Consider the following 23,494-nt stretch of genomic DNA (forward strand, 5'->3'; position numbering starts at 1 on the left):
ACTTTGAATCCCATGTATGTTTCATGCGACATTGCTGTACCCCAACGTAAGAGGGGATTGGCAGTCTGCTCAAATTGCCGATATAACACTGTCAGTCGCACTTACACTCTGTAACATTTGTAACGTTTCAGATAGGTCTGACCAAGCGCAGTTCCGTAGTCGTACGCAGTACCCGTCGAACACGCACTCAAACGATCTGGTCGCCTTCAGCCTTCGGCTGCGGGTAAGCGCCGGACAAGCGGTCGAAGGGCTTTTGGTAGCGGGGAAAAATTGGAAAGCAGTGAAGTTCTCCAGGAGATCAGGGAGGTCAATCTCGCCTATCTGCTGCTCGCGCAACGCCTGGTGCGCGAAAATCATCTGGAAGCCATGTTCAGGCTTGGCGTCAGCAAGGAAATTGCCGACATTCTCGCCAAGTTGACACCGGCCCAGCTTGTCAAACTGGCAGCATCAAACATGGTCCTATGCCGTTTTCGGTTCGACGACCATGCCTTGCTGTCGACACTCACCCATACGGCCAAGAGCCATGATATGCAGCAGATCCATGCTGCGATCCTGCTCGCACGGCAGCCCGTGGAGTCGCTCAATTGACCGCGCTCCTGCAGGCCCCGTCAGCCCGGAGTACCACGGCCACTCCCGTCCCCAATCGCAAGAGCGTCCTGCAGGATGCCAACCAGACCCAGCTCGCCATTGAGCTGATCGGCCTGGGTGCGCGCCTGCAAGTCCTCGAAGCCGAGACCACGCTCTCGCGCGATCGCCTGATCCGCCTCTACAAGGAGCTGCGCGGCGCCTCGCCGCCCAAGGGCATGCTGCCCTTCTCGACCGACTGGTTCACCACCTGGTTGCCAAACATCCATTCCTCGCTGTTCTTCTCGGCCTATCAGTTCATGGTCCAGCAGGGCGAGACGGTTGGCATCCGCGGCGTGGTGGCAGCCTATCGGCTCTATCTTGAGCACGTATCGCTGCTCGAAAGCGAAATTGTCTTAAGTTTCACCCGTGCCTGGACGTTAGTACGGTTTTTCGAGAGCAACATGCTGCAGCTTTCCAGCTGCACCTGCTGCGGCGGGCGTTTCGTTGCGCACGCGTACGAGCCGCATGCGAATTTCGTATGCAGCCTGTGCCGTCCGCCCTCGCGTGCTGGCAAAGCCAAGAAGCTCTCGAAGGACATCGCACCAGCGCAAGCTGTCGCCTGACTGAAATCCTTGGGTCGATAGGGCACTAAGTCTTCAAGTCTTGCCGTCTTCAGTCGTTAAGTCTTAAGACGGACAGACTTCAGGACCCAAGGCTTCAAGGCCCGATAGTCCCAAGGTCTCAGATCCGATGGCAGCCTGCGTGACAGGTGAGCCCTGCCAAGGCAGGCGGTATATCCGCCTGGCTGGAGGGGTGACCCTTGTGCGTGCCTGACGCGTGTTTTTCTGACGGGGAATCAATCGTGCTAGTTGTAATTGGCTTTGTTGTCGTGATAGCGGCGGTGCTTGGCGGATACGCCATGACCGGCGGCCATATGGGCGCGCTTTATCAACCGGCAGAGCTTGTCATCATTGGGGGCGCCGCGGTCGGCGCGTTCATCAGCTCCAATAATGGCAAGGCTATCAAGGCCACCATTCGCGTGCTGCCGACACTGTTTCGCAGCAGCAAGTACAGCAAGGCGCTGTACATGGAAGTCATGGCGCTGCTCTATGTCCTGCTGTCCAAGGCCCGCCGCGAAGGCATCCTGTTCCTCGAGAAGGAAATCGCGGATCCGGCGGCCAGCAGCGTGTTCAGCCAGTATCCGCGCATCCTTGCCGACCCGGGAATGATGGAGTTCCTGACGGACTACCTGCGCATGATGGTCAACGGCAATATGAACGCCTTCGAGATCGAGACCCTGATGGATCACGAGATCGAGACCTTCCGCCACGAGGCCGAGGTGCCAGCGCATGCGCTGACCCGCGTCGGCGACGGATTGCCCGCCTTCGGCATTGTCGCCGCGGTGATGGGCGTGGTGCACGCGCTGGCCTCGGCAGACCTGCCGCCGGCCGAACTGGGCGCGCTGATCGCCCACGCCATGGTCGGCACCTTCCTCGGCATCTTGCTCGCCTACGGCTTTGTCTCGCCGCTGGCGGCGCGGGTCGAGCACCAGGTGGACGAAACCGTGAAGATGTACGAGTGCATCAAGGTCACGCTGCTGGCTTCGCTCAATGGGTATGCACCTCTGGTGGCGGTCGAGTTCGGCCGCAAGGTGCTGTACTCGACCGAGCGGCCATCCTTCCTCGAACTGGACGACCACGTCCGCGAAGTCAAGAGCATCACCTGACGAAGAGGAGCGACAGCGATGAGCAGTGAGCACGGTGCGCACCCCATTGTCGTCAAACGCATCAAGAAGAGCAGCGCCGGGCATCATGGCGGATCGTGGAAGATCGCCTACGCCGACTTCATGACGGCAATGATGGCGCTGTTCCTTGTGCTTTGGCTGCTGAAGGCTGCCCAGCCCAAGGACCTGGTGCAATTGGCAGAGTATTTCCGCACGCCGCTGAAAGTGGCCATTGCGGGCGGCAACAAGAGCAGCTTGTCTTCCAGCGTGATCCCGGGCGGCGGCACGGACGTGACCCGCCAGGACGCGGAAGTCAGGAAGACGCCCGAAGACGCCACGGAAAAGGCCAAGGAACGCCAGGAAGCCGAGCGCCTGCGCTCGCTCAAGAAACGTCTTGAGCAGATCATCGAGAACAACCCGGTGCTGCGCCAGTTCCGCCCCCAGTTGTTGCTCGATATCACCAGCGAAGGTTTGCGCATCCAGATCCTGGATACGCAGAACCGGCCGATGTTCCGTACCGGCAGCGCCGCGGTCGAGCCGTATATGCGCAGCATCCTGCGCGAGATCGGCCCGGTGCTCAACGAGATGCCCAACAAGGTCAGCCTGTCCGGCCATACCGACTCCGCCAACTATTCCAATGGCGAGCGCACATATAGCAACTGGGAGCTGTCCTCCGACCGCTCCAATGCCTCCCGGCGCGAGCTGATTGCCGGCGGCATGAACGAGGGCAAGGTGCTGCGCGTGATCGGCCTGGCCGCGACCATGCCGCTCGACAAGAAGGACGATCTCGCGCCGGTGAATCGCCGCATCAGCATCGTGGTGCTGAACCAGCGCGCGCAGTCTCGGATCGAGGCTGAGAATGCCAGCGCCGCCGAGGTTTCGATCGCAGCAAAGGCCGGTGAAGCCGGCCAGGAAGTGCAGGCAGGCCTGGCGGCCGCCTCCGCCCCCGCAACCGCAGTCGCGCCGGCCGCTTCGGCCGCCCCGGCTGCGGCTGCGCCGGGCAACGCCGCCGCGGCCCCGGCCAAGCCGGGCAGTGTTCAATGAAGACCGCCTGCCATGCCGGCAGCGGGCTTCGCAGCAAAATTCAGTGAGCCAGGACGGTTATGTCTGTCGATATCGATATCACGCAGTTCTACCAGACCTTTTTCGAGGAGGCGGAAGAGCTCCTCGTGGAAATGGAGCAACTGCTGCTCGGGCTGGATCTCGAATCCCCCGATGCGGAAGAGCTCAACGCGATTTTTCGCGCGGCGCACTCTATCAAGGGTGGCGCGGCCACGTTCGGCTTCGCTGCCCTGACCGAAACCACGCACCTGCTGGAAAACCTGCTTGACCGTACGCGGCGGCGGGAACTGGCGTTGTCCCGGACCATCATCGACACTTTTCTGGAAACCAAGGACGTGTTGCAAGATCAGCTCAACGCCTACCGTAACGGTACGGAACCCGATCCGGAAACGCTGGCGCGTATCTGCGCCGTTCTTCAGCAACTGGCGCTCGAGGCTGCGGGCGGCACGCCGGCAGCGGCGCCCGCCCCGGCGCCTGTCGCCGCGGCGGCAACCGTGGCAGCTGCGGCACCTGCGAGCGCCGGCGGCGGCCTGAAGGTGACCCTGGTCAAGGTGTCGCCCTCGGATCAGGCGCTGTTGCGCGAGGAACTCGCCAACCTGGGCGAGATCACTGGCCAGAAGGAAGAGGGCGGCGATCTCACCGTGTGGCTGTCGAGCCAGTGCAGCGCCGATGACATCATCGCGGTGTGCTGCTTCGTCGTCGACGGCGACCAGATCATCGTGGAAGCGGCGGATGCGCCGGCTCCGGCCGCAGCGCCGGCAGCGGCCGAGCCGGTAGCTGCGCCGGCCGCCGCCGCACCGGCGCAAGCCCCGGCCGCGTCCGCTCCCGCCAAGGAAAAAGCCAAGGCACAGCCCGCCGCGGCCGCGCACGCGCAGGAGAACGGCTCCATCCGCGTGCCCACCGAAAAGGTGGACCAGATCATCAACCTGGTGGGCGAACTGGTCATCACGCAGTCGATGCTGGCGCAGACCGCATCCGCGCTCGATCCGGTGCTGTTCGACCGCTTGTTCTCCGGCATGGGCCAGCTCGAGCGCAATGCGCGCGACCTGCAGGAAGCGGTGATGTCGATCCGCATGATGCCGATGGACTACGTCTTCTCGCGCTTCCCGCGCCTGGTGCGCGACCTGGCCGGCAAGCTGGGCAAGCAGATCGACCTGGTCACTTTCGGCAAGGCCACCGAGCTCGACAAGAGCCTGATCGAACGCATCATCGACCCGCTGACCCACCTGGTGCGCAACAGCCTGGACCACGGCATCGAGACACCGGACTTGCGCGTTGCCGCAGGCAAGGAACCCACCGGGCAGCTGATCCTGTCGGCCCAGCACCACGGCGGCAACATCGTCATTGAAGTGAGCGACGACGGCGGTGGCCTGCGCCGCGACAAGATCCTCGCCAAGGCACTGCAGAATGGCCTGCCGGTGTCGGAGAACATCAGCGACGATGAAGTCTGGCAACTGATCTTCGCGCCGGGCTTCTCCACCGCCGAAGCGGTGACCGACCTGTCCGGCCGCGGCGTGGGCATGGACGTGGTCAAGCGGAACATCCAGGAAATGGGCGGCCACGTCGAGGTTACCTCGCGTCCCGGCCAGGGCACGACCACCCGCATCGTGCTGCCGCTGACGCTGGCGATCCTGGACGGCATGTCCGTCAAGGTGGGCGCCGAGACCTTCATCCTGCCGCTGAACTGCGTGATGGAGTCGCTGCAGCCCAAGCCGGAAGACGTGCACACGGCCGCCAACAACGACCGCGTGATGCATGTGCGCGGCGAATACCTCCCGCTGCTGGAACTGCACCGCGTGTTCAACGTGGCCGAAGCCGTGCACGAGCCGACCCAGGGCATCGCCGTGATCCTGCAGGCCGAAGGCAAGCGCTTCGCGCTGCTGGTGGACCAACTGATCGGCCAGCACCAGGTCGTGCTGAAGAATCTCGAAACCAACTACCGCAAGGTGCCTTGCATTTCCGCTGCCACCATCCTTGGCGACGGCAGCGTGGCACTGATCGTGGACGTCGGCGCGCTGCAGCGCACCGGAGTGCGCCGCCAAGACCCGGCGCTTGCTTAACGCTCAGGAGAACAAGACATCATGGCCGGCATCGGACACATCGATACCCCCGGGAGCGAAGCTTCCGGGCAGGAGTTCCTGGTTTTCACGCTGGGAAGCGAAGAGTATGGCATCGACATTCTCAAGGTGCAGGAGATCCGCGGCTACGACGCGGTGACCCGCCTGGCGAATGCGCCTGACTTCATCAAGGGCGTGACCAATCTGCGCGGCGTGATCGTGCCGATCGTGGACCTGCGCCTGAAGTTCCGCTTGGGCAACGTGCGCTACGACCACCAGACCGTGGTCATCATCCTCAATATCGCTGGCCGCGTGGTTGGCATCGTGGTGGATGGCGTATCGGACGTGCTGACCCTGACCGGCGAAGCCATCAAGCCGGCGCCGGAGTTCGGCGTCTCGGTCTCCAACGATCACCTGACCGGCCTTGGCACTGTCGACGGCCGCATGCTGATCCTGATCGACATCGAGAAGCTGATGACCAGTGCCGAAATGGAACTGGTCGAAGCCGAGCTCGCCTGATCCCGAGCGGATCCGCCTGAGTTCACCAAAGCAAGCCCCAGCAAGACCACGGCCAAAAGCCCCGCAACACATGACGCAGCCTCGCCCAACCGCCTTTGCCGCCGGCCCGCAATCAGCGCAGCCCGCTTCCCTGCGGCGCGACGAGCCGCGTGACTTCCTGCTGACCGAGCGGGACTTCGAGAAGATCCGCGCGATGATTCATCGCCGCGCGGGCATCTCGCTTGGCAGCCACAAGCGAGAGATGGTGTACAGCCGGCTGGCGCGACGGCTGCGCACGCTGCAGCTGGTCGATTTCGGCACTTACCTGGCGATGCTGGACGCCGATGCCGGCTCGGACGAGTGGGAGTTCTTTACCAACGCGCTCACCACCAACCTGACGTCGTTCTTCCGCGAAGCCCATCACTTCCCCTTGCTGGCGGAGCATGCCAAGAAGACCGGCCGGCCCTACTCGGTATGGTGCTCGGCCGCGTCCACCGGCGAGGAACCTTACTCGATCGCCATCACGCTGGCCGAAGCGCTCGGCGATCGCGCCGCCACCGTGCTGGCCACCGATATCGATACCCAGGTGCTGGCCAAGGCCCGCTCCGGTGTCTATACGGCTGAGCAGGTGAACAAGCTCTCGCCGGAGCGGCTCAAGCGCTTCTTCCTCAAGGGCACCGGCCAGCGCGCCGGCGCGGTCAAGGTCAAGCCGGAACTGGCGGGCACCATCAGTTTCGAGCCGCTCAACCTGCTGGCGCCGGACTGGGGGATTCGCGAGAAGTTCGACGCGATCTTCTGCCGCAACGTGATGATCTATTTCGACAAGCCTACGCAGGGCAAGATCCTGGAGCGCTTCGTGCCGCTGCTCAAGCCGCACGGGCTGCTGTTCGCGGGCCACTCCGAGAATTTCTCCTACGTGACGCGCGCCTTCCAGCTGCGCGGGCAGACTGTCTATGAACTGGCGCCGCAGTCGGCCCGGCCGGGAGGATCGTGATGCGCACGCCCCAATTGCCGGAGGCAATCGCCACCCGCAGCTACTTTGACCGTGAATTCGGCAAGCAAGCCATCAAGCTGCTGCCTAACGAGTACTACGTGACCCGCGAAGACGTGGTGCTGACCACGGTGCTCGGCTCGTGCGTAGCGGCATGCATCCGCGATGAGACGGCCGGGGTAGGGGGCATGAACCACTTCATGCTGCCGGATGACGATGGCGTGGGTGCCGACCGGCTGCTGTCCGCGTCGATGCGCTACGGCTGCTACGCGTTGGAGGTGCTGGTCAACGAACTGCTGAAGATGGGCGCGCGCCGCGAGCGGCTCGAAGCCAAGGTGTTTGGCGGCGGCGCGGTGCTGGCCAACATGACCACGCTCAACATCGGCGACCGCAATGCAGAGTTCGTGATCCGTTACCTGAAGACCGAAGGGATCCGGCTGGCCGCGCAGGACCTGCGCGGCCCGCATGCGCGCCGGGTCAGCTATTTCCCGCTTACCGGGCTGGCGCTGGTGCGCCGGCTCACGCGCCAGGACGACCAGGTGGTGGTCGAGCGTAACGAACGCGCGCTGGCACGCGCCATCGCCAGCTCCGCGACGACGCCTGGAAAGGGCGGCGCGGAATTGTTTTCACGGCGTGCGCCATCGGCTGCCGTTTCCTGATACGACAAGGACTTTTTCCAGACATGACTGCGGCCAAGATCAAGGTATTGTGCGTGGACGACTCCGCGCTGATACGCAGCCTGATGACGGAGATCATCAACAGCCAGAGCGATATGGAGGTCGTGGGTACCGCCCCCGATCCGCTGGTGGCGCGCGACCTGATCAAGCGCCTGAATCCGGATGTACTGACGCTGGACGTGGAAATGCCGCGCATGGACGGGCTGGATTTCCTTGAGCGGCTGATGCGCCTGCGCCCGATGCCGGTGCTGATGGTGTCGTCGCTGACCGAGCGCGGCTCGGAAATCACGATGCGCGCGCTGGAACTCGGCGCGGTGGATTTCGTCACCAAGCCCAAGCTCGGCATCCGCGACGGCCTGATGGATTACACCGACACCATCGCCGACAAGATCCGTGCCGCGTCGCGCGCACGCATCCGCAGCAACGCACCCGCCAGCGGGGAAGGGGCAGCGCCGGCTACCCCGATGCTGCGCAGCCCGTTGCTGTCCACGGAAAAGCTGATTATCGTCGGGGCGTCCACCGGCGGCACCGAAGCAATCAAGGACTTCCTGATGCCGATGCCGCCCGATTGCCCCGCCGTGCTGATCGTCCAGCATATGCCGGCGGGCTTCACGCGTTCGTTCGCGCAGCGCCTGGACGGCCTGTGCCGGATCACGGTCAAGGAAGCGGAGCACGGCGAGCGCGTGCTGCCCGGCTACGCCTATATCGCCCCAGGCGACTCGCACCTGCTGCTTGCGCGCAGCGGGGCCAACTATGTGGCCCACCTGTCGCAGGAGCCGGCGGTCAACCGCCACCGGCCGTCGGTGGAAGTGCTGTTCGACTCCGCGGCCAAGCATGCCGGCAAGAACGCCATCGGCGTGATGCTGACGGGCATGGGCAAGGACGGGGCGCAAGGCATGCTGCGCATGCGCGAGGCCGGTGCTTATAACCTGGCGCAGGACGAGAGCAGTTGCATTGTATTCGGCATGCCCAAGGAGGCGATTGCCGCCGGTGGGGTGCATGAGGTAGTACCGCTGCACGCGATGAGCCAGCGCGTGATGGCACGCCTGGCCACCTTCGGGACACGCGCGCAGCGAGTTTGACAGGGCACAAGCGCCGGCCCGGCCGCATACCGGCGGGGCCAGCGCAAGTATTGCAGCAACTTTCCACAACTGTATTGGAGCCGTTAGAGTGGACAAGAACATGAAGATCCTGGTGGTCGATGACTTCCCCACCATGCGTCGCATCATCCGCAACCTGCTTAAGGAACTGGGCTTTGCCAACGTCGAGGAAGCCGAAGACGGCGCCGCGGGCCTGGAGAAAGTCAAGGACGGCAGCTTCCAGTTCGTCATTTCCGACTGGAACATGCCGAACATGGACGGCCTGAGCATGCTGCAGGCGATTCGCGCCGAAGGGGCGCTTGCCAAGTTGCCGGTACTGATGGTGACGGCCGAGGCCAAGAAGGAAAACATCATCGCTGCGGCACAGGCCGGCGCGAACGGCTATGTGGTCAAGCCGTTCACGGCTGCGACGCTCGATGAGAAGATCACCAAGATCTTCGAGAAGCTGGCGAAGGAAGGGGCATAAGGTGGGCGACATGTCGACGACTCCGACTCTAAGCAACGAATCTGCCGAGCAGCTGTTCCAGCGCATTGGCGCCCTGACACGGATGCTGCGCGACAACATGCGCGAATTGGGGCTCGACAAGGAAATCGAGCGCGCCGCGCAGGCCATCCCCGACGCGCGTGACCGCCTGAGCTATATCGCCTCCATGACCGAGCAGGCTGCCGAGCGCACGCTGACCGCGGTGGAGCTGGCGCAGCCGATCCAGTCCGGCATGGAGAAACAGGCCGAGGCGCTCGACAAGCGCTGGGAAGCCTGGTTCGAAAAGCCGGTGGAGCTGGGCGACGCGCGCGAGCTCGTGCTCGATACCCGCGCCTTCCTGACGGATGTGCCGCAGCAGGCCCGCGCCACTGGCAGTCACCTGCTCGACATCATGATGGCGCAGGATTTCCAGGACCTGACCGGCCAGGTCATCAAGAAGATGATGGACATGATCCACTCCCTGGAGCAGGAACTGCTGCAGGTGCTGATCGACAATGTCCCGGCCGATCGCCGCGTGGAAGCGCCGCCGACGTTGATGAACGGGCCGCAGGTGAACCCCGAAGGCAAGGCCGACGTGGTCTCCGACCAGTCACAGGTCGACGACCTGCTCGCCAGCCTGGGCTTCTGATCGCCAGGCACGGACCGCGGCGCTGCTAGCGGCGCCGCGCCGTCCCGCGTGCGCCCCTTCCCCGGGGTGCGCTGCCGGAGCGCCCCCGCCGCCAAGGCGAGGGCTGCGCATCGCGCATGCCGGCCCTCCCTCGCGCGCCGCGCGCCCCGCCCAAGCGGCGCCATCGCGCAAACAGCGCCAGAATCCCGGTCCTATTCCAGCTAATGCCCACCGGTTTCCGCTCCGATAATCGATCCTGACGAACGGCCGCATGCCGCTTCGTAACGGAGCGGCCATGTCCGAAGAAAGCGATCTCGAGAAAACCGAACCTGCCTCAGCGCGGCGCCTGGAAAAGGCGCGCGAAGAGGGGCAGGTCGTGCGTTCGCGCGAGCTCGCCACGCTGATCATGCTGATGAGCGGCGTAGTGGGCCTGTCGACGCTGGGCGGCACGCTTGCCAACAAGCTCGATGCCGTGCTGCATGCCAGCCTGGCCTTCGAGCCGGCGATTGCCTTCGACACGACGCGCATGATGTCGCGCTTTGGTATCGCGGTCTGGGAGGGCCTGCTGGCCTTCCTGCCGCTGCTGCTGTTCTTTGGCGCGGCAGCGCTGGCCGGCCCCATGCTGCTGGGCGGCTGGATGTTCTCCGCCAAGTCTTTCGCCCCGGATTTCTCCCGCCTCTCGCCACTCAAGGGGCTGGGCCGGTTGTTCTCCTCGCAGTCGCTGGTGGAGCTGACCAAGGCCATTGCCAAGGCGCTGCTGGTTGGCAGCGTGGCCGGCTGGGTGCTGTGGCGGCGGCTGCCCGAGGCCATCGCGCTGATGAGCGCGCCGATCCACGAAGCGCTGCTGCACATGCTGGAGATGGTGCTGAGTTGCACCGCGATGGTGGCGGGTTCGCTGGTGCTGGTGGCCGCGCTCGACGTGCCCTGGCAGTACTGGACCTTCTACAAGAAGCTGCGCATGACCAAGGAAGAGGTCAAGCAGGAGCACAAGGACAGCGATGGCGACCCGCACATCAAGGCGCGCATCCGCCAGCAGCAGCGTGCCATGGCCAAGCGCCGCATGATGTCCGAAGTGCCGAAGGCGGATGTGGTGGTAACCAACCCCACCCACTTCGCCGTGGCGCTGCGCTACGAAGAAGGCCGCATGAGCGCGCCGCGTGTGGTCGCCAAGGGCAGTGACGCGATTGCCGCGCGCATTCGCGAGATTGCCGTCGAGAACGGCGTGCCGTTGCTGTGCGCGCCGCCGCTGGCGCGCGCGCTGCATCGTCACGTAGAGCTGGGCAGGGAAATCCCTGCCGGCCTGTACACCTCCGTGGCCGAAGTCCTGGCCTGGGTCTATCAACTGAAGCACTGGCACCACAGCAGCGGCCCGCATCCGGCGGCACCCTCCGATCTGCTGGTGCCTGACGAGTTAGCCGTACCGGAAAGCCAAGCATGAACGCATTGACCTCGCTGTTCAAACTGCCGGGGGGCCAGACAGGCGGGCAGATGAAGGCCCTGGCCGGCCCGCTGCTGATCATCATGATCCTCGGCATGATGATCCTGCCGCTGCCGCCCTTTGTCCTGGATCTGCTGTTCACGTTCAACATCGCCCTGTCGATCATGGTGCTGCTGGTGGGCATGTACACCCAGAAGGCGCTGGACTTCGCAGCCTTCCCGGCGGTGCTGCTGTTCACCACGCTGCTGCGCCTGTCGCTCAACGTGGCCTCGACCCGGGTCGTGCTGATGGAAGGGCACACCGGGCCGGATGCCGCGGGCAAGGTGATCGAGGCCTTCGGCCACTTCCTGGTGGGCGGCAACTTTGCAGTGGGCATCGTGGTGTTCGCGATCCTGGTGGTGATCAACTTCATGGTCATCACCAAGGGCGCGGGGCGTATCGCCGAAGTTGGCGCGCGCTTCATGCTCGACGCCATGCCCGGCAAGCAGATGGCGATCGACGCCGACCTCAACGCTGGCCTGATCAATGAAGACGGCGCCAAGAAGCGCCGCGCCGAGGTCTCGCAGGAATCGGACTTCTACGGCGCGATGGATGGTGCCAGCAAGTTCGTGCGCGGCGATGCCGTGGCGGGCCTGATGATCATGTTCATCAACGTCGGCGCTGGCATGGTGGTGGGCATGGTGCAGCATGACCTGGACTTTGCCACCGCGGTGCGCAACTACACGCTGCTGACCATTGGCGATGGCCTGGTCGCGCAGATCCCGGCGCTGGTGATTTCCACCGCCGCGGGTGTGATCGTCTCGCGCGTCTCCAACGAGCAGGACGTGGGCCAGCAGCTGACCGGACAGCTGTTCTCCAATCCGCGCGTGCTCTACCTGACCGGCGCCATCATTGGCATGATGGGCATCATCCCGGGCATGCCGCACTTCGCCTTCCTGGCCTTTGCCGGGGCGCTGGTGTGGTTCGGCCGCTATGTGGCACGCCGCGACATGGCGCAGGCGCAGGAAAAGAAGCGCGAGGAACGCGCCCCCGCGGTGGCGCCGGAATCGACCGAAGCCAGCTGGGACGATGTCACCCTGGTTGATCCGCTCGGCATGGAAGTGGGCTATCGCCTGATCCCGCTGGTGGACCGCGCGCAGAACGGCGAGCTCCTCGGGCGCATCAAGAGCATCCGCAAGAAGGTGGCGCAGGAGATCGGCTTCCTGGTGCCGGTGGTGCATATCCGCGACAACCTGGAACTCAAGCCCAACGCCTACCGCATCACCCTCAAGGGCGTGGAGATCGGCCGCGGCGAAGCCGCGCCCGGGCAGTGGATGGCGATCAACCCCGGCCAGGTGTCCGGCGCGCTGCCGGGCACGCCCAGCCAGGACCCGGCCTTCGGCCTGCCCGCGGTGTGGATCGAGAGCGGCCTCAAGGAGCAGGCGCAGACCTACGGCTACACCGTGGTGGACGCAAGCACGGTAGTGGCGACTCACCTCAACCACCTGATCCACATGCACGCGGCCGAGCTGCTTGGCCGCCAGGAAGTGCAGGCGCTGCTCGACCGCATCGCCAAGGAATCTCCCAAGCTCACCGAAGACCTGGTTCCCAAGGTCATCACGCTCACCGCGCTGCAAAAGATCCTGCAGAACCTGCTGGACGAAAGCGTGCCGATCCGCGACATGCGCACCGTGCTGGACGTGGTGGCCGAGCACGCGCCGAAGGTCAGCGATCCCAACGAACTCACCTCGCTGGTGCGCATGGCGCTGGGCCGCGCCATCACCCAGCAGTGGTTCCCCAACGGCGCCGACCTCCAGGTCATCGGCCTTGACGCTGGCTTGGAACGCGTGCTTTCGCAAGCGCTCACTAACGGCGGCGGCATCGAGCCGGGCCTGGCAGATGCGCTGTTGCAGCAGACGCACGGCGCGGTGACCAGGCAAGAACAGCTGGGACTGGATCCGGTGCTTCTGGTGCCGCATCCGCTGCGCCCGTTGCTGGCGCGCTTCCTGCGCCGGACCATGCCGCAACTCAAGGTGCTCTCGCATGCCGAGGTGCCGGACAACCGAAATATCAGGATCACCGCCATGATCGGTGGCACAGCGTGAGGGGTTTCGCAAAATGAGCGTAGCTAAATTCGTGGCGGCCAATGGCCGCGAGGCCTTGCGCCAGGTGCGCGAGGCGATGGGGCCGGATGCCGTGGTGCTGTCCAACCGCACCGTCGAAGGGGGTGTGGAGATCGTCGCGATGCGCGACACCGATCTCGGCGCCATCTCCAGCAACGCGCCGGTATTCACGCCGCCGCCGGCTGCCGCGGTCGCCGTCGACGGTGCCCTTGGCGACCTGCGCGGCGAGCTGCAGACCATGCGCGCCATGATGGAGCGCCAGTTCTCCGGCGTGGGCACGCACAGCCTGCCGTCGATCGGCGGCGACCCGTTGCGCGATTCGCTGTTTACCTGGTTAGTGACCGCTGGCTTCTCCGGGCAGCTTGCCCGTTCGCTGCTGGGTCACTTGCCGCTGGGCCATGACCGGCCTGCCGCCATGACCTGGATCCGCCAGGAGCTCGCGCGCAAGGTGCCGGTGCTGAACGACGAAGATGCGCTCTTTGCCCAGGGCGGCGTGCTGGCGCTGGTGGGCCCCACCGGCGTGGGCAAGACCACCACCACCGCCAAGCTGGCCGCGCGCTTCGTGCTCAAGCACGGCCCGGAACGCCTGGCGCTCCTGACCACCGACACGTTCCGGATTGGCGCGCACGAGCAATTGCGCATCTACGGCGACATCCTTGGTGTGCCCGTGCACGCGGTCAAGGACGCGGCCGACCTGCGCTTTGCGCTGGCGGCACTGACCGAGAAGCACCTGGTGATCATCGACACCGTGGGCATGAGCCAGCGAGACCGCAACCTGTCCGAGCAGATCGCCATGCTGGCCGGCGTGCAGGCGCCGGTGCAGCGCATCCTGCTGCTCAACGGCGCCAGCCACGGCGACACGCTCAACGAAGTCGTCCACGCTTACCGTCACGATGCCACGCCCGACGGCGGCATCGACGGCTGCATCGTCAGCAAGCTGGATGAGGCCACGCACCTGGGCTCCGTGCTCGACGTGGTGATCCGCCACCGCTTGCCGGTGTACTACGCCTCCACCGGCCAGCGCGTGCCCGAGCACCTTGAACTCGCCAACGGCGCGGCCCTTGTCGAGCGTGCCTTCCAGACGCCGCGCCGCGGCTCGGTGTTTGCCGACGCGGAAGCCGCGCGCCGCGCCATGCCCGCGCAGGACGACAGCGAAGCCGCGCGCGCAGCCAGCCCCGGCGGCGCCGACGGCATGCTGCGCTCGCTGACCGACAGCGCCAACGCGGTGGGCGATTGCGTGGAGCAACTGAACGCTGGCAGCTATAGCTTTGAGCTGGTCCGCTCGCTGTGGCGGCAACGCAATGAGAGCGCACCCTCGCCGCGCCTGATGGCGCAGCAAGTGCGTGAGGCCGCCTGCCGCGACCTCGCCCGCCATTGCGACCGCTTCGTGCTGTCGCTGAGTGCCACGGTGGCCGCGCCGGTGGCGGGACGGCGCGCGCCGCGCCCATGGCAACACACGCTGTTCCTGGCGGACCGCGACGGCCTGCCGCTGGCGGCCGCCGCCGCGCCCGCCGGCCGCACCGGCCCGGCGCTGCAAGGCGGCCAGGGCGGATGGGAAGCCGATGCCGCCACGCTGTGCGCCGCCATCGCCGCCGCCCGTACCGTGGTCAACGTACTCGACGCCATGCCTGCCGCCCCCGTGCTGGCACGCTGGCAGCAAGCTGGCGAGCGCTGGCTGGCCACCGCACGCAAGACCACTCGCGTGGCCAGCGGCGGCGGTGCCGTCAAGCTCGATGCGTTGGCCGAGACGCTGACCTTCCACGCCGTGCAAGACATGGATTATCGCGGCCGCGATGCTGTGCAGTGGATCGCGCAAAGCCCGGTGCGCGTGCTCGAAGGCCAGGCACGCGGCGCCCGCTCTGCCGCCGAAGGCGGTACCGAGGCAGGCTTGCTGGTGTCGCGCGTGGTCGACCGCGAGAACGGCCAGACGCTCGCCGTGCATTACCTGCTGTGCGACCCGGCGCTGTCGGCCGAGGGCGCACAACTGGCCCGCTGGGCCCGCTGGGCCGAAGCCGGCGAAGCGCAACTGCGCACGCTGCGCCATGCGCTGGACCACCTGGGCCAAGGCGACGGCGGCAATGAACCCGCACAGGCCGAAGCGCAGGCCTGCGCCCGCTTGCTCGCGCTGCAGATGGGCGTGGCCGCGCTGCGCCTCGAGCAGGCCTGCGATGATTCGGTCACTGCATTCCTGGCGCGGCTGACCGGCCGCGCGCCGGCTCGCCAGGCTTGCGGCGCAGCGGTACTGGTCGAAGGCATCGGCCGTTTGCTGGCCTTGCTCGACGTGCTGGAAAACTATCCCGCCCGCAGCGGCCGCGCCACGCAGTCCGCCGTTCAGGAAGCGCCGCCGGAGACGTTCCAACTGGGCGGCGCCGGGGGCCAGCTCGAGGCGCGCATGAGCGGAAGCCGCGTGTTCGAGACACTGGCGCAGGGAGAATAAGCCGTGAATTCACTCGCATCCGACCAGGCGGAAAGCCTGCGGCGCATGCTGGCGCCACGCGCCACGCGCCGCATTGCCGTGGTCGCAAGCGATGCCGGTGCCGGCGCCACCACGGTGGCACTGGGGTTGGCCAACGCTCTTGCCCTGCAAGGCGAACGTGTACTGCTCGTCGATGAGGACCGCTTCGGCGCCCGCGCCACCCGGCTTGCCGGCGCCATGCCGGAAGGCACCCTGGCCGCGGTGCTGGGTGGCGCGGTGACGCTCGACGCTGCGCTCGGCAAGCGTCCCGCCGGCACCATCGCCGTGCTGCCGGGCAGCCCCCAGGCCAATGGCGACCTGCAGCTGCTCAAGTCGTTTCGCACCGTGCTCAGCGACGCCCGCAGCGATGCGGATGGCGGCTTGTCGCAAATGGCAGGCGCGGCGCACAACCTCATCGTGGTGCTGCGCGCGGAGCCGGCCTCGATCAAAGCCGCATACGCCTGCATCAAGCAGCTCAATCACCTGTACGCCTGCCGGCGTTTCCACCTGGTGATCAATGCCGCCGCCGGGGACGCCGCCGCCAGTGCGGTGCTGGGCAACCTGGCCCGTACCGCCAGCCAGTACCTTGGCGTCGAGGCCAGCCCCGCGGGCAGCCTGCCGCACGATCCGCTGGTTGAGCGCAGTACCGCATTGGGCCGTTGCGTGGTCGAGGCCTTCCCGGCCGCGCCCGCCACCGCCGCATTACGCCGAATTGCCACGGGCATTGCCAGCTGGCCAATGTCCGCCGATCCCCGTTCAACCCTGTCGGCACCGATGGCGCCGACGGCCACGGCCCTGGCTTAAGGGCCGGGACCTGCAAGCTAGGACTCACGAGAATTCCACCATGTATACGATTCAGGGAAAGCTCGAACAGACTGATACCGTGACGGCGCATGCGTCGCTGGTGCGTCGCATCGCCTTGCAACTGGCGGCCAAGCTGCCTGCCAGCGTGCAGCTCGATGACTTGATCCAGGCCGGCATGATCGGCCTGCTCGACGCCGCCAAGCGCTATGAAGACACCCACGGTGCGCGTTTCGAGACCTACGCCAGCCAGCGCATTCGCGGCGCCATGCTCGACGAGGTGCGCGCCAACGACTGGCAGTCGCGCAGCCTGCGCCAGTTCACGCGGCGGATCGAGCGCACCGTGCGTGGCCTGGAGCAAACGCTGGGCCGTGCGCCGCTCGATTCCGAAGTGGCGCAGGAACTGGAGCTGCCGCTCGACGAATACCAGACGCTGCTCAACGAGGTCTATGGCTGCCAGTTGCTGCACTATGAAGACTTCGAGCGCTCCGGCGAAGAGGACTTCCTGGACCGGCACCTGAGCGTGAGCGATGACGGCAACCCCCTCACGGTGCTGATGGAGAGTGGCATGCGCGAAGCGCTGATCCGCGCCATCGAGCGCCTGCCCGAGCGGGAGAAGCTGGTGCTGTCGCTGTGCTATGACCAGGAGCTGAACCTGCGGGAAATCGGCGCGGTGCTGGAAGTCACCGAGTCGCGCGTGTGCCAGATCCGCAGCCAGGCGATTACACGGCTGCGTTCGCAGTTGCGCGGGCTGCTGTGAGCAACGGGCCCAAGCACTTCGCTGCGTTGGCGCTAGCCGTGGCGTGCTGCCCGGCACTGGCCGCGCCTGGCGGGCAGGCGCTGCATAGCTGGTCGGCTTCGGTGAACGGGCCTGCGCTGTACAGCAAAGGCTTGCGCACCGTTTCCGTCCCGATTTCACCGACCGGCTATTTGCCGCAGGCGCAGGGCGCAATCACGACGGTGCGGTGGCGCTATAGCTTCTCGCGTACGCCGCCGAATGCACTGCAGGCTTACCTATGCAATGCGCAACGGTGTGTATTGCTTTCGGGGGCTGAGGGGCTGACCGAGGCGTTTAGCGGGGATGACGCTGCCAAGGGCTTTGTGTTTGCCTTTCAGGTGCCGGGGAAGGGCGCGTTGACGCCGGTTTTGATCGGGCAGGCTAACGAGGTGACGGTTGGGTTTCGGTGAGGGGGGCAGGGTAGCCTAACCGCAACTGCAGTCCCACTACCGCTGCGGGGCGGCAATCACGGCTACATCGAATCGTCTTCTGTTCCCGCTGGTTTGCTCCCCTCTCCCACTTGTGGGAGAGGGGCCGGGGGAGAGGGCGGGCACTCGCAAGAACGAGATGCCACAAACCACCCAGCTCAACCAATACCCAATTCAACCAGTCGCCAGACTGACCCCTTGCGGCCCGTTCTGCGTGCGCCCGTCGCGCCCATAGAGCGTCGTGTTGTCACCCCGTTGCCGCAACGCCAGGATCGCTTCCTCGGTGAACTCGAGATGCGCATCCACAACCGCGGCATTCAGCGCATTGGCGTGGCTTGCCGTGCGTGCCGCAAACACCAGCCTCCGCCATGCGGCCTCCACCGACGAATCGATCTGGCGCCCGAACAGCTGGCCGCCCGCGCCGGTGCGAATTCCCATGGCACCCATCTGCGCCTCGCGCGTGCGCGTCAGGGCGCCCAGCAATCCGGCCAGTTCGACCTTGCGTTCCAGCAGCCCGGCAAGGGCCTGGTAATCGCCGGCCTTGATCAGGCTTCTTTCTTCGCCTAGTACGGTGGCGAACTCCTGCGCGAGCTCGGTTTCGCGGTGCAGGTTCTGGATCAGGGACTGGCTCATGGCTTGCCTATCTTAGGGTGGGGTTGGCGATGCGGCCCGTGGCAAGCCGCGGTGTCAGGCGCCGCCGCTGAGTTCGCGCAGGGACGCGAGCAGCCCGTCGGCGATCTTGCTTGGGTCGATCTTGATGCGGCCTTCGGAGATCGCCTGGCGGATCTCTTCGACCTTGGCGGTGTCGATATCGTCGTCATGGTCTTCCACCATGCGCGCGCCGATCTCGCGCACCTGGGCCGACAGGGGGCTGCTGACGCGCACGCTGGACGTCTCCGGGGCAGCCGTCGATCCGGGGGCGCCGGCCACGCTGCGCACGGCGCCGTCGATGGCGTCGCTCGGCCTCGACGAGGTGGTCTGATTGATCTTCACGATGATTCCTTGCTGGGTACCTTTGGCTTATCGGATGCTTAGGGCGAAACTTTAGGTCGAATTGCGACGCCGCGGCGCCGTTTTTCCGGCCGCGGAGCGCGCGTTATTGTCTCATGAGCCGGCCCATGAGACGCATGCGCAACTCCAGGTGTCGCCGTCCCGATTCCCTATTGCTGTAGCACCACCGTGTCGCCGTTGCGCACCAGCGCATTGACCACCTGACCGCTCTTGAGCCGCACCTGGACGTTGTTGCCCACCGCGGCCTCGGCCATGACCTTGCCCTCGCTGCTGAGCTGGAACGACTCGCCTTCCACCAGCACCGTCACGTTCTGGCCCTGGCGTACGGCAATGGCCTTCTTCAGTAGATCCATCCGCATCGGCGAACCCGCGGCGATGCGGTTGGCCGCCACCGCGCCGGTCACCTGTGCGGGATCCGTCACCACCGCGCGCGGCAGCGACGCCAGGTCGCCTTGGCGGACTTCCATGTCGGCTGCATCGATGGCCTCGCCGGGCATCAGGTTGCGCCCGGCCACATAGTAGTCGGCCACCACCGACACGCGCGCTTGCACGTAGCGGGTCCAGGGACGTTCGCCGGCGCAGCGCACGCCGACCGAGACCCGGCCCCAGGGGGACGCGCCCGGCGGCAGGAACGGCTCGGGCAGCGGGCAATCCGGCGCGCGCCCGCCCGAGGGCGGTACCACCTGGATGGTGGCCTTGCCGGGCAGGCCGGCAGTCTGGCGCTCAAGGAATTGTTCGACCGCGGCGCGCACCGGGTCTTCGGGAAACGGCGAGGGCGGCGCCGCGCCGGCGCTGCCGGGCAGCGTGCCGCCGGCGGCCAGCACGCAGAGCAGGGCGCGCGCCGCGGCGGCCCGGAAACGAGGGGTCATGTGTACATCCAGGCAAGGAAACGACGCGGGCCGCACCGCGAAAGCGGGTGCTGCGTGCGTGTCAACGGGTCCTATTGTAGGCAGCCCCGCGTTCTTGCTCGAGTCGAAATGCGCGGTTTTCTTTGCCCTATTCGTGCGATTGGCATGACGGGGCCGCCCCTAAGATGGCACACCTGAAGAAGGTCGACCTTCGTTGCTCTCCCCCTCCAGCGAGACACAGACATGATTGACAGACTCGATGCGGCGTTGCGCTTCCAACAAGAAGCGCTGAGCTTGCGGACCCAGCGGCAATCGGTGATTGCCTCCAATATCGCCCATGCCGACACACCTGGCTACAAGGCGCGCGACTTCGATTTCTCCAGCACGCTGGCGCAAAGCGTCGAGCGCGGAAAGCAAGCCGAAGGCGTGTCGCTGTCCACCACCTCGGTGCGCCACTTGCCGGGCGTGACGTCTGCGTTCGCCGACAAGATGCAACTCGACTACCGCATCCCGATGCAGTCGAGCATCGATGGCAATACCGTCGAGATGGACACCGAGCGCGTCGCCTTTGCCGACAACGCGGTGCACTTCGAGTCCGGGCTGACCGTGATGAGCGCCAAGATCAAGACCATGCTGTCGGCCATCCAGCAGTGAGCACGCCATGCCCGCAATGAACATCTTCGAAGTCGCCGGCTCGGCCATGGCTGCGCAGTCGCAGCGCATGAACGTGACCGCGTCCAACCTGGCCAATGCCGACAGTGCGGTCGGCCCCAACGGCCAGCCCTACCGCGCCAAGCAAGTGGTGTTCGGCCTTGCCGCCACACCAGGCCAGAACGACGTGGGCGGCGTGCAGGTGGAGGGCGTGATGGAAGATCCGTCGCCCCCGCGCATGGTGCACAACCCCACGCATCCGCTGGCCAATGCCGACGGCTACGTCACGATGCCAAACGTTAACCCGGTGGAGGAGATGGTCAACATGATCTCGGCCTCGCGTTCCTACCAGGCCAACGTGGAAGTCCTCAACACCGCCAAGAACATGATGCTCAAGACACTGACCATCGGTCAGTAAAACCGGGATACGCAATGACCACGACCTCCTCCACAGGCAGCAGCACCAGCGCCGCCGGCATCGCCAATACCCTGCAAAGCGGCAGCGCATCCGCCGCCGACCTGCAGAACAACTTCCTGACGATGCTGGTCACGCAGATGAACAACCAGGATCCGCTCAACCCGATGGACAACTCGCAGCTGACCTCGCAGCTCGCGCAGATCAGCCAGGTGAGCGGCATGCAGACCTTGAACACCACGCTGAACTCGCTGCTGTCGCAAGTCAGCGCGAGCCGCGCGATGGATTCGGCAGCGCTGATTGGCCACACCGTGATGGTGCCGGGCAATGCCACCACGGTGGCCAGCGGCGTGCCGGGCCAGATCGGTGTGGACCTGCCGTCCACCGCCGATGCGGTCACGGTCCAGGTGGTCGACGCGAACGGCAACGTGGTGCGCAACATCAACATGAACGGCCAGACCGCCGGCGTGCACGACATCGCCTGGGACGGCAAGAACGATGCAGGCGTCGCCGTTGCCGATGGCGACTACAGCTTCAAGGTCACCGCTACCGCCAACGGCAAGGATGTCGCGCCGGTCGCGCTGGTCTACGGCAAGGTCAACAGCATCAGTGGCGACTCCACGGGCGTGCTGGTCGACATCGGCGGCGGCCGCACTGCGCCGGTCGACGGTGTTCGCCGCATTCTTTAATCACGTGGCCACGCGCGAGACGCGCCGGCAGGATGTCAGGTAACTAGGAGAAAATCATGGGTTTCGGTCAAGGGGTAAGCGGCATCAATGCCGCCGCATCGAATCTGGACGTCATCGGCAACAACATCGCCAACGCCAACACGGTCGGCTACAAGCAATCGACCGCGCAGTTCGCCGACGTGTACGCCGGCACCAAGATTGGCTTGGGCACGACCGTGAATTCGGTGGTGCAGTCGTTCAACCAGGGCAATATCGAGTCGAGCGGCAATGCGCTCGATGTGGCCATCACCAATGGCAATGGTTTCTTCCGCCTGACCGATTCCTCGGGCTCGGTCTTCTACTCGCGCAACGGCCAGTTCCAGCGCCAGCAGGACGGTAGCATCACCAACGCGCAAGGCCTGAAACTGACTGGCTACCCGGCTGGCACGGTGGGCGGCGGCGCTGTGCAGCCGCAGCCGCTGGTGGTGCCGAACACCACGATGGCCGCCAAGGCGACCACCACCCTCGGCATCTCCTTCAACCTGAACTCCGGCAGCACCGTACCGACCACGCCGTTCGCCAGCACCCCGGCCGCACTGCCGACGTCGAGCATGTTCAACTACAGCTCCGGCGTCACCGTCTATGACTCGCTGGGCAACGCCAAGCAGCTCACCGCGTACTTCTCCACGGGCACGCCCGGCGCGGGCACGTTCCCGGCGGCGGGCGGCGGCGGCACCGACTGGACGATGAACCTGACCGATGCGGCGGGCAACGTGGTTGGCGCGCCGATCACGCTCAAGTTCGACTCGAAGGGCACGCTGCAGTCGCCGGCCGCAGGTGCTACCACCGCCATCAACATCGCCGCTGCCAACGGTGCGGCACCCCTGGCCATCGCGATGGACCTGACCGGCACGACGCAGTTCGCCGGCGCCAACGACACCAAGCCGCCTGTGCAGAACGGCTATACCGCGGGCAGCCTGCTCGGCTTTGCGATCCAGCCGGATGGCACCATCCTTGGCAGCTACTCGAACCAGCAGACGCAGTCGCTCGGCCAGGTCGTGATGGCCGGCTTTGGCAACGTGCAGGGCCTGAAGCCGGAGGGCAACAATGTGTGGTCCGCGACCGGCGCATCGGGCCAGGCCGTGGTCGGCGCGGCCGGCGGCAGCCTTGGCACGCTCAAGTCCAATGCGGTGGAGGCATCCAACGTGGACCTGTCCGGCCAGCTGGTCAGCCTGATCGTGGCGCAGCGCAACTACCAGGCCAACGCGCAGACCATCAAGGCGCAGGACACCGTCATGCAGACACTGGTCAACCTGTAATGCGCAGCGTTGGCAAGACGAGCCGCACGGACAGGAACTAAAGGGACGCCATGGACCGCATGATCTATACCGCCCTGTCGGGGGCCAAGCAGACGCTCGACCAGCAGGCCGCGGTGTCCAACAACCTGGCCAATACTTCCACGCCGGGCTTCCGCGCGCAGGTCAACATGTTCCGCGCGGTGCCGGTGGTGGGGCAAGCCTCGCCAACGCGCGCATTCACGCTGGCGTCCACGCTTGGCGCCGACTTCAAGGCCGGCCCGCTGACCTACACGGAGCGCCCGCTGGACGTGGCGCTGCAGGGCAACGGCTGGCTGACGGTGCAGGCACCGGACGGCACGGAAGCCTACACCCGCGCCGGTTCGCTGCAGGTGTCGGCGGACGGGCAACTGGTTACCAGCACCGGCCTGCAGGTGATGGGCGATGGCGGCCCGATCGCGGTGCCGCCTGGCGCGCAGGTCACCATCGGCAGCGATGGCACGATTACCGCGCGCGGCCCTGGCGAGACCTCCGCGGGCCTGGCCCAGGTGGGCAAGCTGCGGCTGGTGAATCCACCGCCCGATTCGATCGCCCGAGGCGACGATGGCCTGTTCCGGCTGCGCCCCGGCGCGCAGCCGCTGCAGGTTGACGCCAACATCCGCGTGATTTCCGGCGCGATCGAAGGCAGCAACGTCAACCCGGTCGAGGCGATGGTCGACATGATCGCCAACGCCCGCCGCTTCGAGATGCAGATGAAGATGATCCAGGGCGCTGACACCAACGATCAGCGCGCTAATCAACTGCTCTCGAATAACTGAACTTTGAATTGATGTGCTGC

General features: G+C 65.7%; 25 protein-coding genes. 22 read left to right on the plus strand and 3 right to left on the minus strand.

What is annotated here, in order from left to right; all coding sequences use genetic code 11:
- The first annotated feature begins 270 nt into the window (after positions 1 to 270).
- The 17 genes from flhD to AC1Q7Q_RS29450 all read left to right on the plus strand — a co-directional run bounded on the left by flhD (position 271) and on the right by AC1Q7Q_RS29450 (position 17,750).
- Positions 271 to 588 (plus strand): flagellar transcriptional regulator FlhD, encoded by a 318-nt coding sequence (gene flhD / locus AC1Q7Q_RS29370; protein ID WP_006162633.1) that lies wholly within the window; start codon positions 271 to 273, stop codon positions 586 to 588.
- The gene (gene flhC / locus AC1Q7Q_RS29375) at positions 585 to 1,190 is read left to right on the plus strand and encodes a flagellar transcriptional regulator FlhC (protein ID WP_043357029.1); all 606 of its coding nucleotides are present in this window, start codon (positions 585 to 587) and stop codon (positions 1,188 to 1,190) included. Before flhD ends, flhC begins: the two co-directional genes overlap by 4 nt.
- Positions 1,191 to 1,429: 239 nt before the next feature.
- Complete coding sequence (motA, locus tag AC1Q7Q_RS29380) at positions 1,430 to 2,293, plus strand: flagellar motor stator protein MotA (RefSeq protein ID WP_253930423.1); 864 nt, start codon at positions 1,430 to 1,432, stop codon at positions 2,291 to 2,293.
- Positions 2,294 to 2,311: 18 nt separating this feature from the next.
- Positions 2,312 to 3,334, plus strand: a complete 1,023-nt coding sequence (gene motB, locus AC1Q7Q_RS29385) for a flagellar motor protein MotB (RefSeq protein ID WP_492371338.1) — start codon at positions 2,312 to 2,314, stop codon at positions 3,332 to 3,334.
- 59 nt (positions 3,335 to 3,393) lie between these two features.
- Complete coding sequence (gene cheA, locus AC1Q7Q_RS29390; RefSeq protein ID WP_492371339.1) at positions 3,394 to 5,412, plus strand: chemotaxis protein CheA; 2,019 nt, start codon at positions 3,394 to 3,396, stop codon at positions 5,410 to 5,412.
- A 21-nt stretch (positions 5,413 to 5,433) separates the two neighbouring features.
- Complete coding sequence (cheW, locus tag AC1Q7Q_RS29395; RefSeq protein ID WP_006162638.1) at positions 5,434 to 5,928, plus strand: chemotaxis protein CheW; 495 nt, start codon at positions 5,434 to 5,436, stop codon at positions 5,926 to 5,928.
- A gap of 70 nt (positions 5,929 to 5,998) precedes the next feature.
- Positions 5,999 to 6,901, plus strand: a complete 903-nt coding sequence (locus AC1Q7Q_RS29400) for a CheR family methyltransferase (RefSeq protein ID WP_492371340.1) — start codon at positions 5,999 to 6,001, stop codon at positions 6,899 to 6,901.
- Positions 6,901 to 7,557, plus strand: coding sequence for a chemoreceptor glutamine deamidase CheD (gene cheD / locus AC1Q7Q_RS29405; RefSeq protein WP_492371341.1), 657 nt, complete (start codon positions 6,901 to 6,903; stop codon positions 7,555 to 7,557). The genes AC1Q7Q_RS29400 and cheD overlap by 1 nt, the downstream gene beginning before the upstream one ends.
- A gap of 23 nt (positions 7,558 to 7,580) precedes the next feature.
- A complete protein-coding gene (locus AC1Q7Q_RS29410) occupies positions 7,581 to 8,657 on the plus strand; it encodes a protein-glutamate methylesterase/protein-glutamine glutaminase (protein ID WP_492371342.1) in 1,077 nt (358 codons plus the stop codon).
- Between the two features lie 88 nt (positions 8,658 to 8,745).
- Positions 8,746 to 9,141 (plus strand): chemotaxis response regulator CheY, encoded by a 396-nt coding sequence (gene cheY / locus AC1Q7Q_RS29415; RefSeq protein ID WP_006162642.1) that lies wholly within the window; start codon positions 8,746 to 8,748, stop codon positions 9,139 to 9,141.
- A gap of 10 nt (positions 9,142 to 9,151) precedes the next feature.
- Positions 9,152 to 9,787, plus strand: a complete 636-nt coding sequence (cheZ, locus tag AC1Q7Q_RS29420; protein WP_492371343.1) for a protein phosphatase CheZ — start codon at positions 9,152 to 9,154, stop codon at positions 9,785 to 9,787.
- A gap of 274 nt (positions 9,788 to 10,061) precedes the next feature.
- Complete coding sequence (gene flhB / locus AC1Q7Q_RS29425; RefSeq protein ID WP_492371344.1) at positions 10,062 to 11,204, plus strand: flagellar biosynthesis protein FlhB; 1,143 nt, start codon at positions 10,062 to 10,064, stop codon at positions 11,202 to 11,204.
- On the plus strand, positions 11,201 to 13,288 hold the full coding sequence (gene flhA, locus AC1Q7Q_RS29430; protein WP_492371345.1) for a flagellar biosynthesis protein FlhA: 2,088 nt from the start codon (positions 11,201 to 11,203) through the stop codon (positions 13,286 to 13,288). Before flhB ends, flhA begins: the two co-directional genes overlap by 4 nt.
- 13 nt (positions 13,289 to 13,301) lie before the next feature.
- Positions 13,302 to 15,743 carry a flagellar biosynthesis GTPase FlhF gene (gene flhF, locus AC1Q7Q_RS29435; RefSeq protein ID WP_492371346.1) on the plus strand — a complete coding sequence of 814 codons (2,442 nt, stop codon included), beginning with the start codon at positions 13,302 to 13,304 and terminating at the stop codon, positions 15,741 to 15,743.
- Between the two features lie 3 nt (positions 15,744 to 15,746).
- The gene (locus tag AC1Q7Q_RS29440; protein WP_492371347.1) at positions 15,747 to 16,565 is read left to right on the plus strand and encodes a MinD/ParA family ATP-binding protein; all 819 of its coding nucleotides are present in this window, start codon (positions 15,747 to 15,749) and stop codon (positions 16,563 to 16,565) included.
- Between the two features lie 40 nt (positions 16,566 to 16,605).
- Complete coding sequence (locus AC1Q7Q_RS29445; protein ID WP_006162649.1) at positions 16,606 to 17,322, plus strand: RNA polymerase sigma factor FliA; 717 nt, start codon at positions 16,606 to 16,608, stop codon at positions 17,320 to 17,322.
- Positions 17,319 to 17,750, plus strand: coding sequence for a flagellar protein FlhE (locus AC1Q7Q_RS29450; protein ID WP_492371348.1), 432 nt, complete (start codon positions 17,319 to 17,321; stop codon positions 17,748 to 17,750). The genes AC1Q7Q_RS29445 and AC1Q7Q_RS29450 overlap by 4 nt, the downstream gene beginning before the upstream one ends.
- A 192-nt stretch (positions 17,751 to 17,942) precedes the next feature.
- Here AC1Q7Q_RS29450 and AC1Q7Q_RS29455 read toward each other — a convergent pair whose 3' ends face one another.
- The 3 genes from AC1Q7Q_RS29455 to flgA all read right to left on the minus strand — a co-directional run bounded on the left by AC1Q7Q_RS29455 (position 17,943) and on the right by flgA (position 19,648).
- A complete protein-coding gene (locus AC1Q7Q_RS29455) occupies positions 17,943 to 18,401 on the minus strand; it encodes a flagella synthesis protein FlgN (RefSeq protein ID WP_492371349.1) in 459 nt (152 codons plus the stop codon).
- A gap of 54 nt (positions 18,402 to 18,455) precedes the next feature.
- A complete protein-coding gene (flgM, locus tag AC1Q7Q_RS29460; RefSeq protein ID WP_183033945.1) occupies positions 18,456 to 18,761 on the minus strand; it encodes a flagellar biosynthesis anti-sigma factor FlgM in 306 nt (101 codons plus the stop codon).
- A 167-nt stretch (positions 18,762 to 18,928) separates the two neighbouring features.
- Positions 18,929 to 19,648, minus strand: a complete 720-nt coding sequence (gene flgA / locus AC1Q7Q_RS29465) for a flagellar basal body P-ring formation chaperone FlgA (protein WP_492371350.1) — start codon at positions 19,646 to 19,648, stop codon at positions 18,929 to 18,931.
- A gap of 222 nt (positions 19,649 to 19,870) precedes the next feature.
- Between flgA and flgB the strand changes: the two genes are divergently transcribed.
- The 5 genes from flgB to flgF are packed head-to-tail and all read left to right on the plus strand — an operon-like array spanning position 19,871 to position 23,474.
- Positions 19,871 to 20,281 (plus strand): flagellar basal body rod protein FlgB, encoded by a 411-nt coding sequence (flgB, locus tag AC1Q7Q_RS29470; protein WP_416051536.1) that lies wholly within the window; start codon positions 19,871 to 19,873, stop codon positions 20,279 to 20,281.
- A 7-nt stretch (positions 20,282 to 20,288) separates the two neighbouring features.
- Positions 20,289 to 20,696 carry a flagellar basal body rod protein FlgC gene (flgC, locus tag AC1Q7Q_RS29475; RefSeq protein WP_006162655.1) on the plus strand — a complete coding sequence of 136 codons (408 nt, stop codon included), beginning with the start codon at positions 20,289 to 20,291 and terminating at the stop codon, positions 20,694 to 20,696.
- Positions 20,697 to 20,710: 14 nt separating this feature from the next.
- The gene (locus tag AC1Q7Q_RS29480; RefSeq protein ID WP_183033949.1) at positions 20,711 to 21,382 is read left to right on the plus strand and encodes a flagellar hook assembly protein FlgD; all 672 of its coding nucleotides are present in this window, start codon (positions 20,711 to 20,713) and stop codon (positions 21,380 to 21,382) included.
- Positions 21,383 to 21,438: 56 nt separating this feature from the next.
- A complete protein-coding gene (gene flgE / locus AC1Q7Q_RS29485; RefSeq protein WP_492371351.1) occupies positions 21,439 to 22,680 on the plus strand; it encodes a flagellar hook protein FlgE in 1,242 nt (413 codons plus the stop codon).
- Positions 22,681 to 22,730: 50 nt separating this feature from the next.
- On the plus strand, positions 22,731 to 23,474 hold the full coding sequence (gene flgF, locus AC1Q7Q_RS29490) for a flagellar basal-body rod protein FlgF (RefSeq protein ID WP_492371352.1): 744 nt from the start codon (positions 22,731 to 22,733) through the stop codon (positions 23,472 to 23,474).
- Positions 23,475 to 23,494: the final 20 nt, after the last annotated feature.

The sequence above is a fragment of the Cupriavidus sp. GW823-FHT07A04 genome (genome assembly GCF_058794615.1).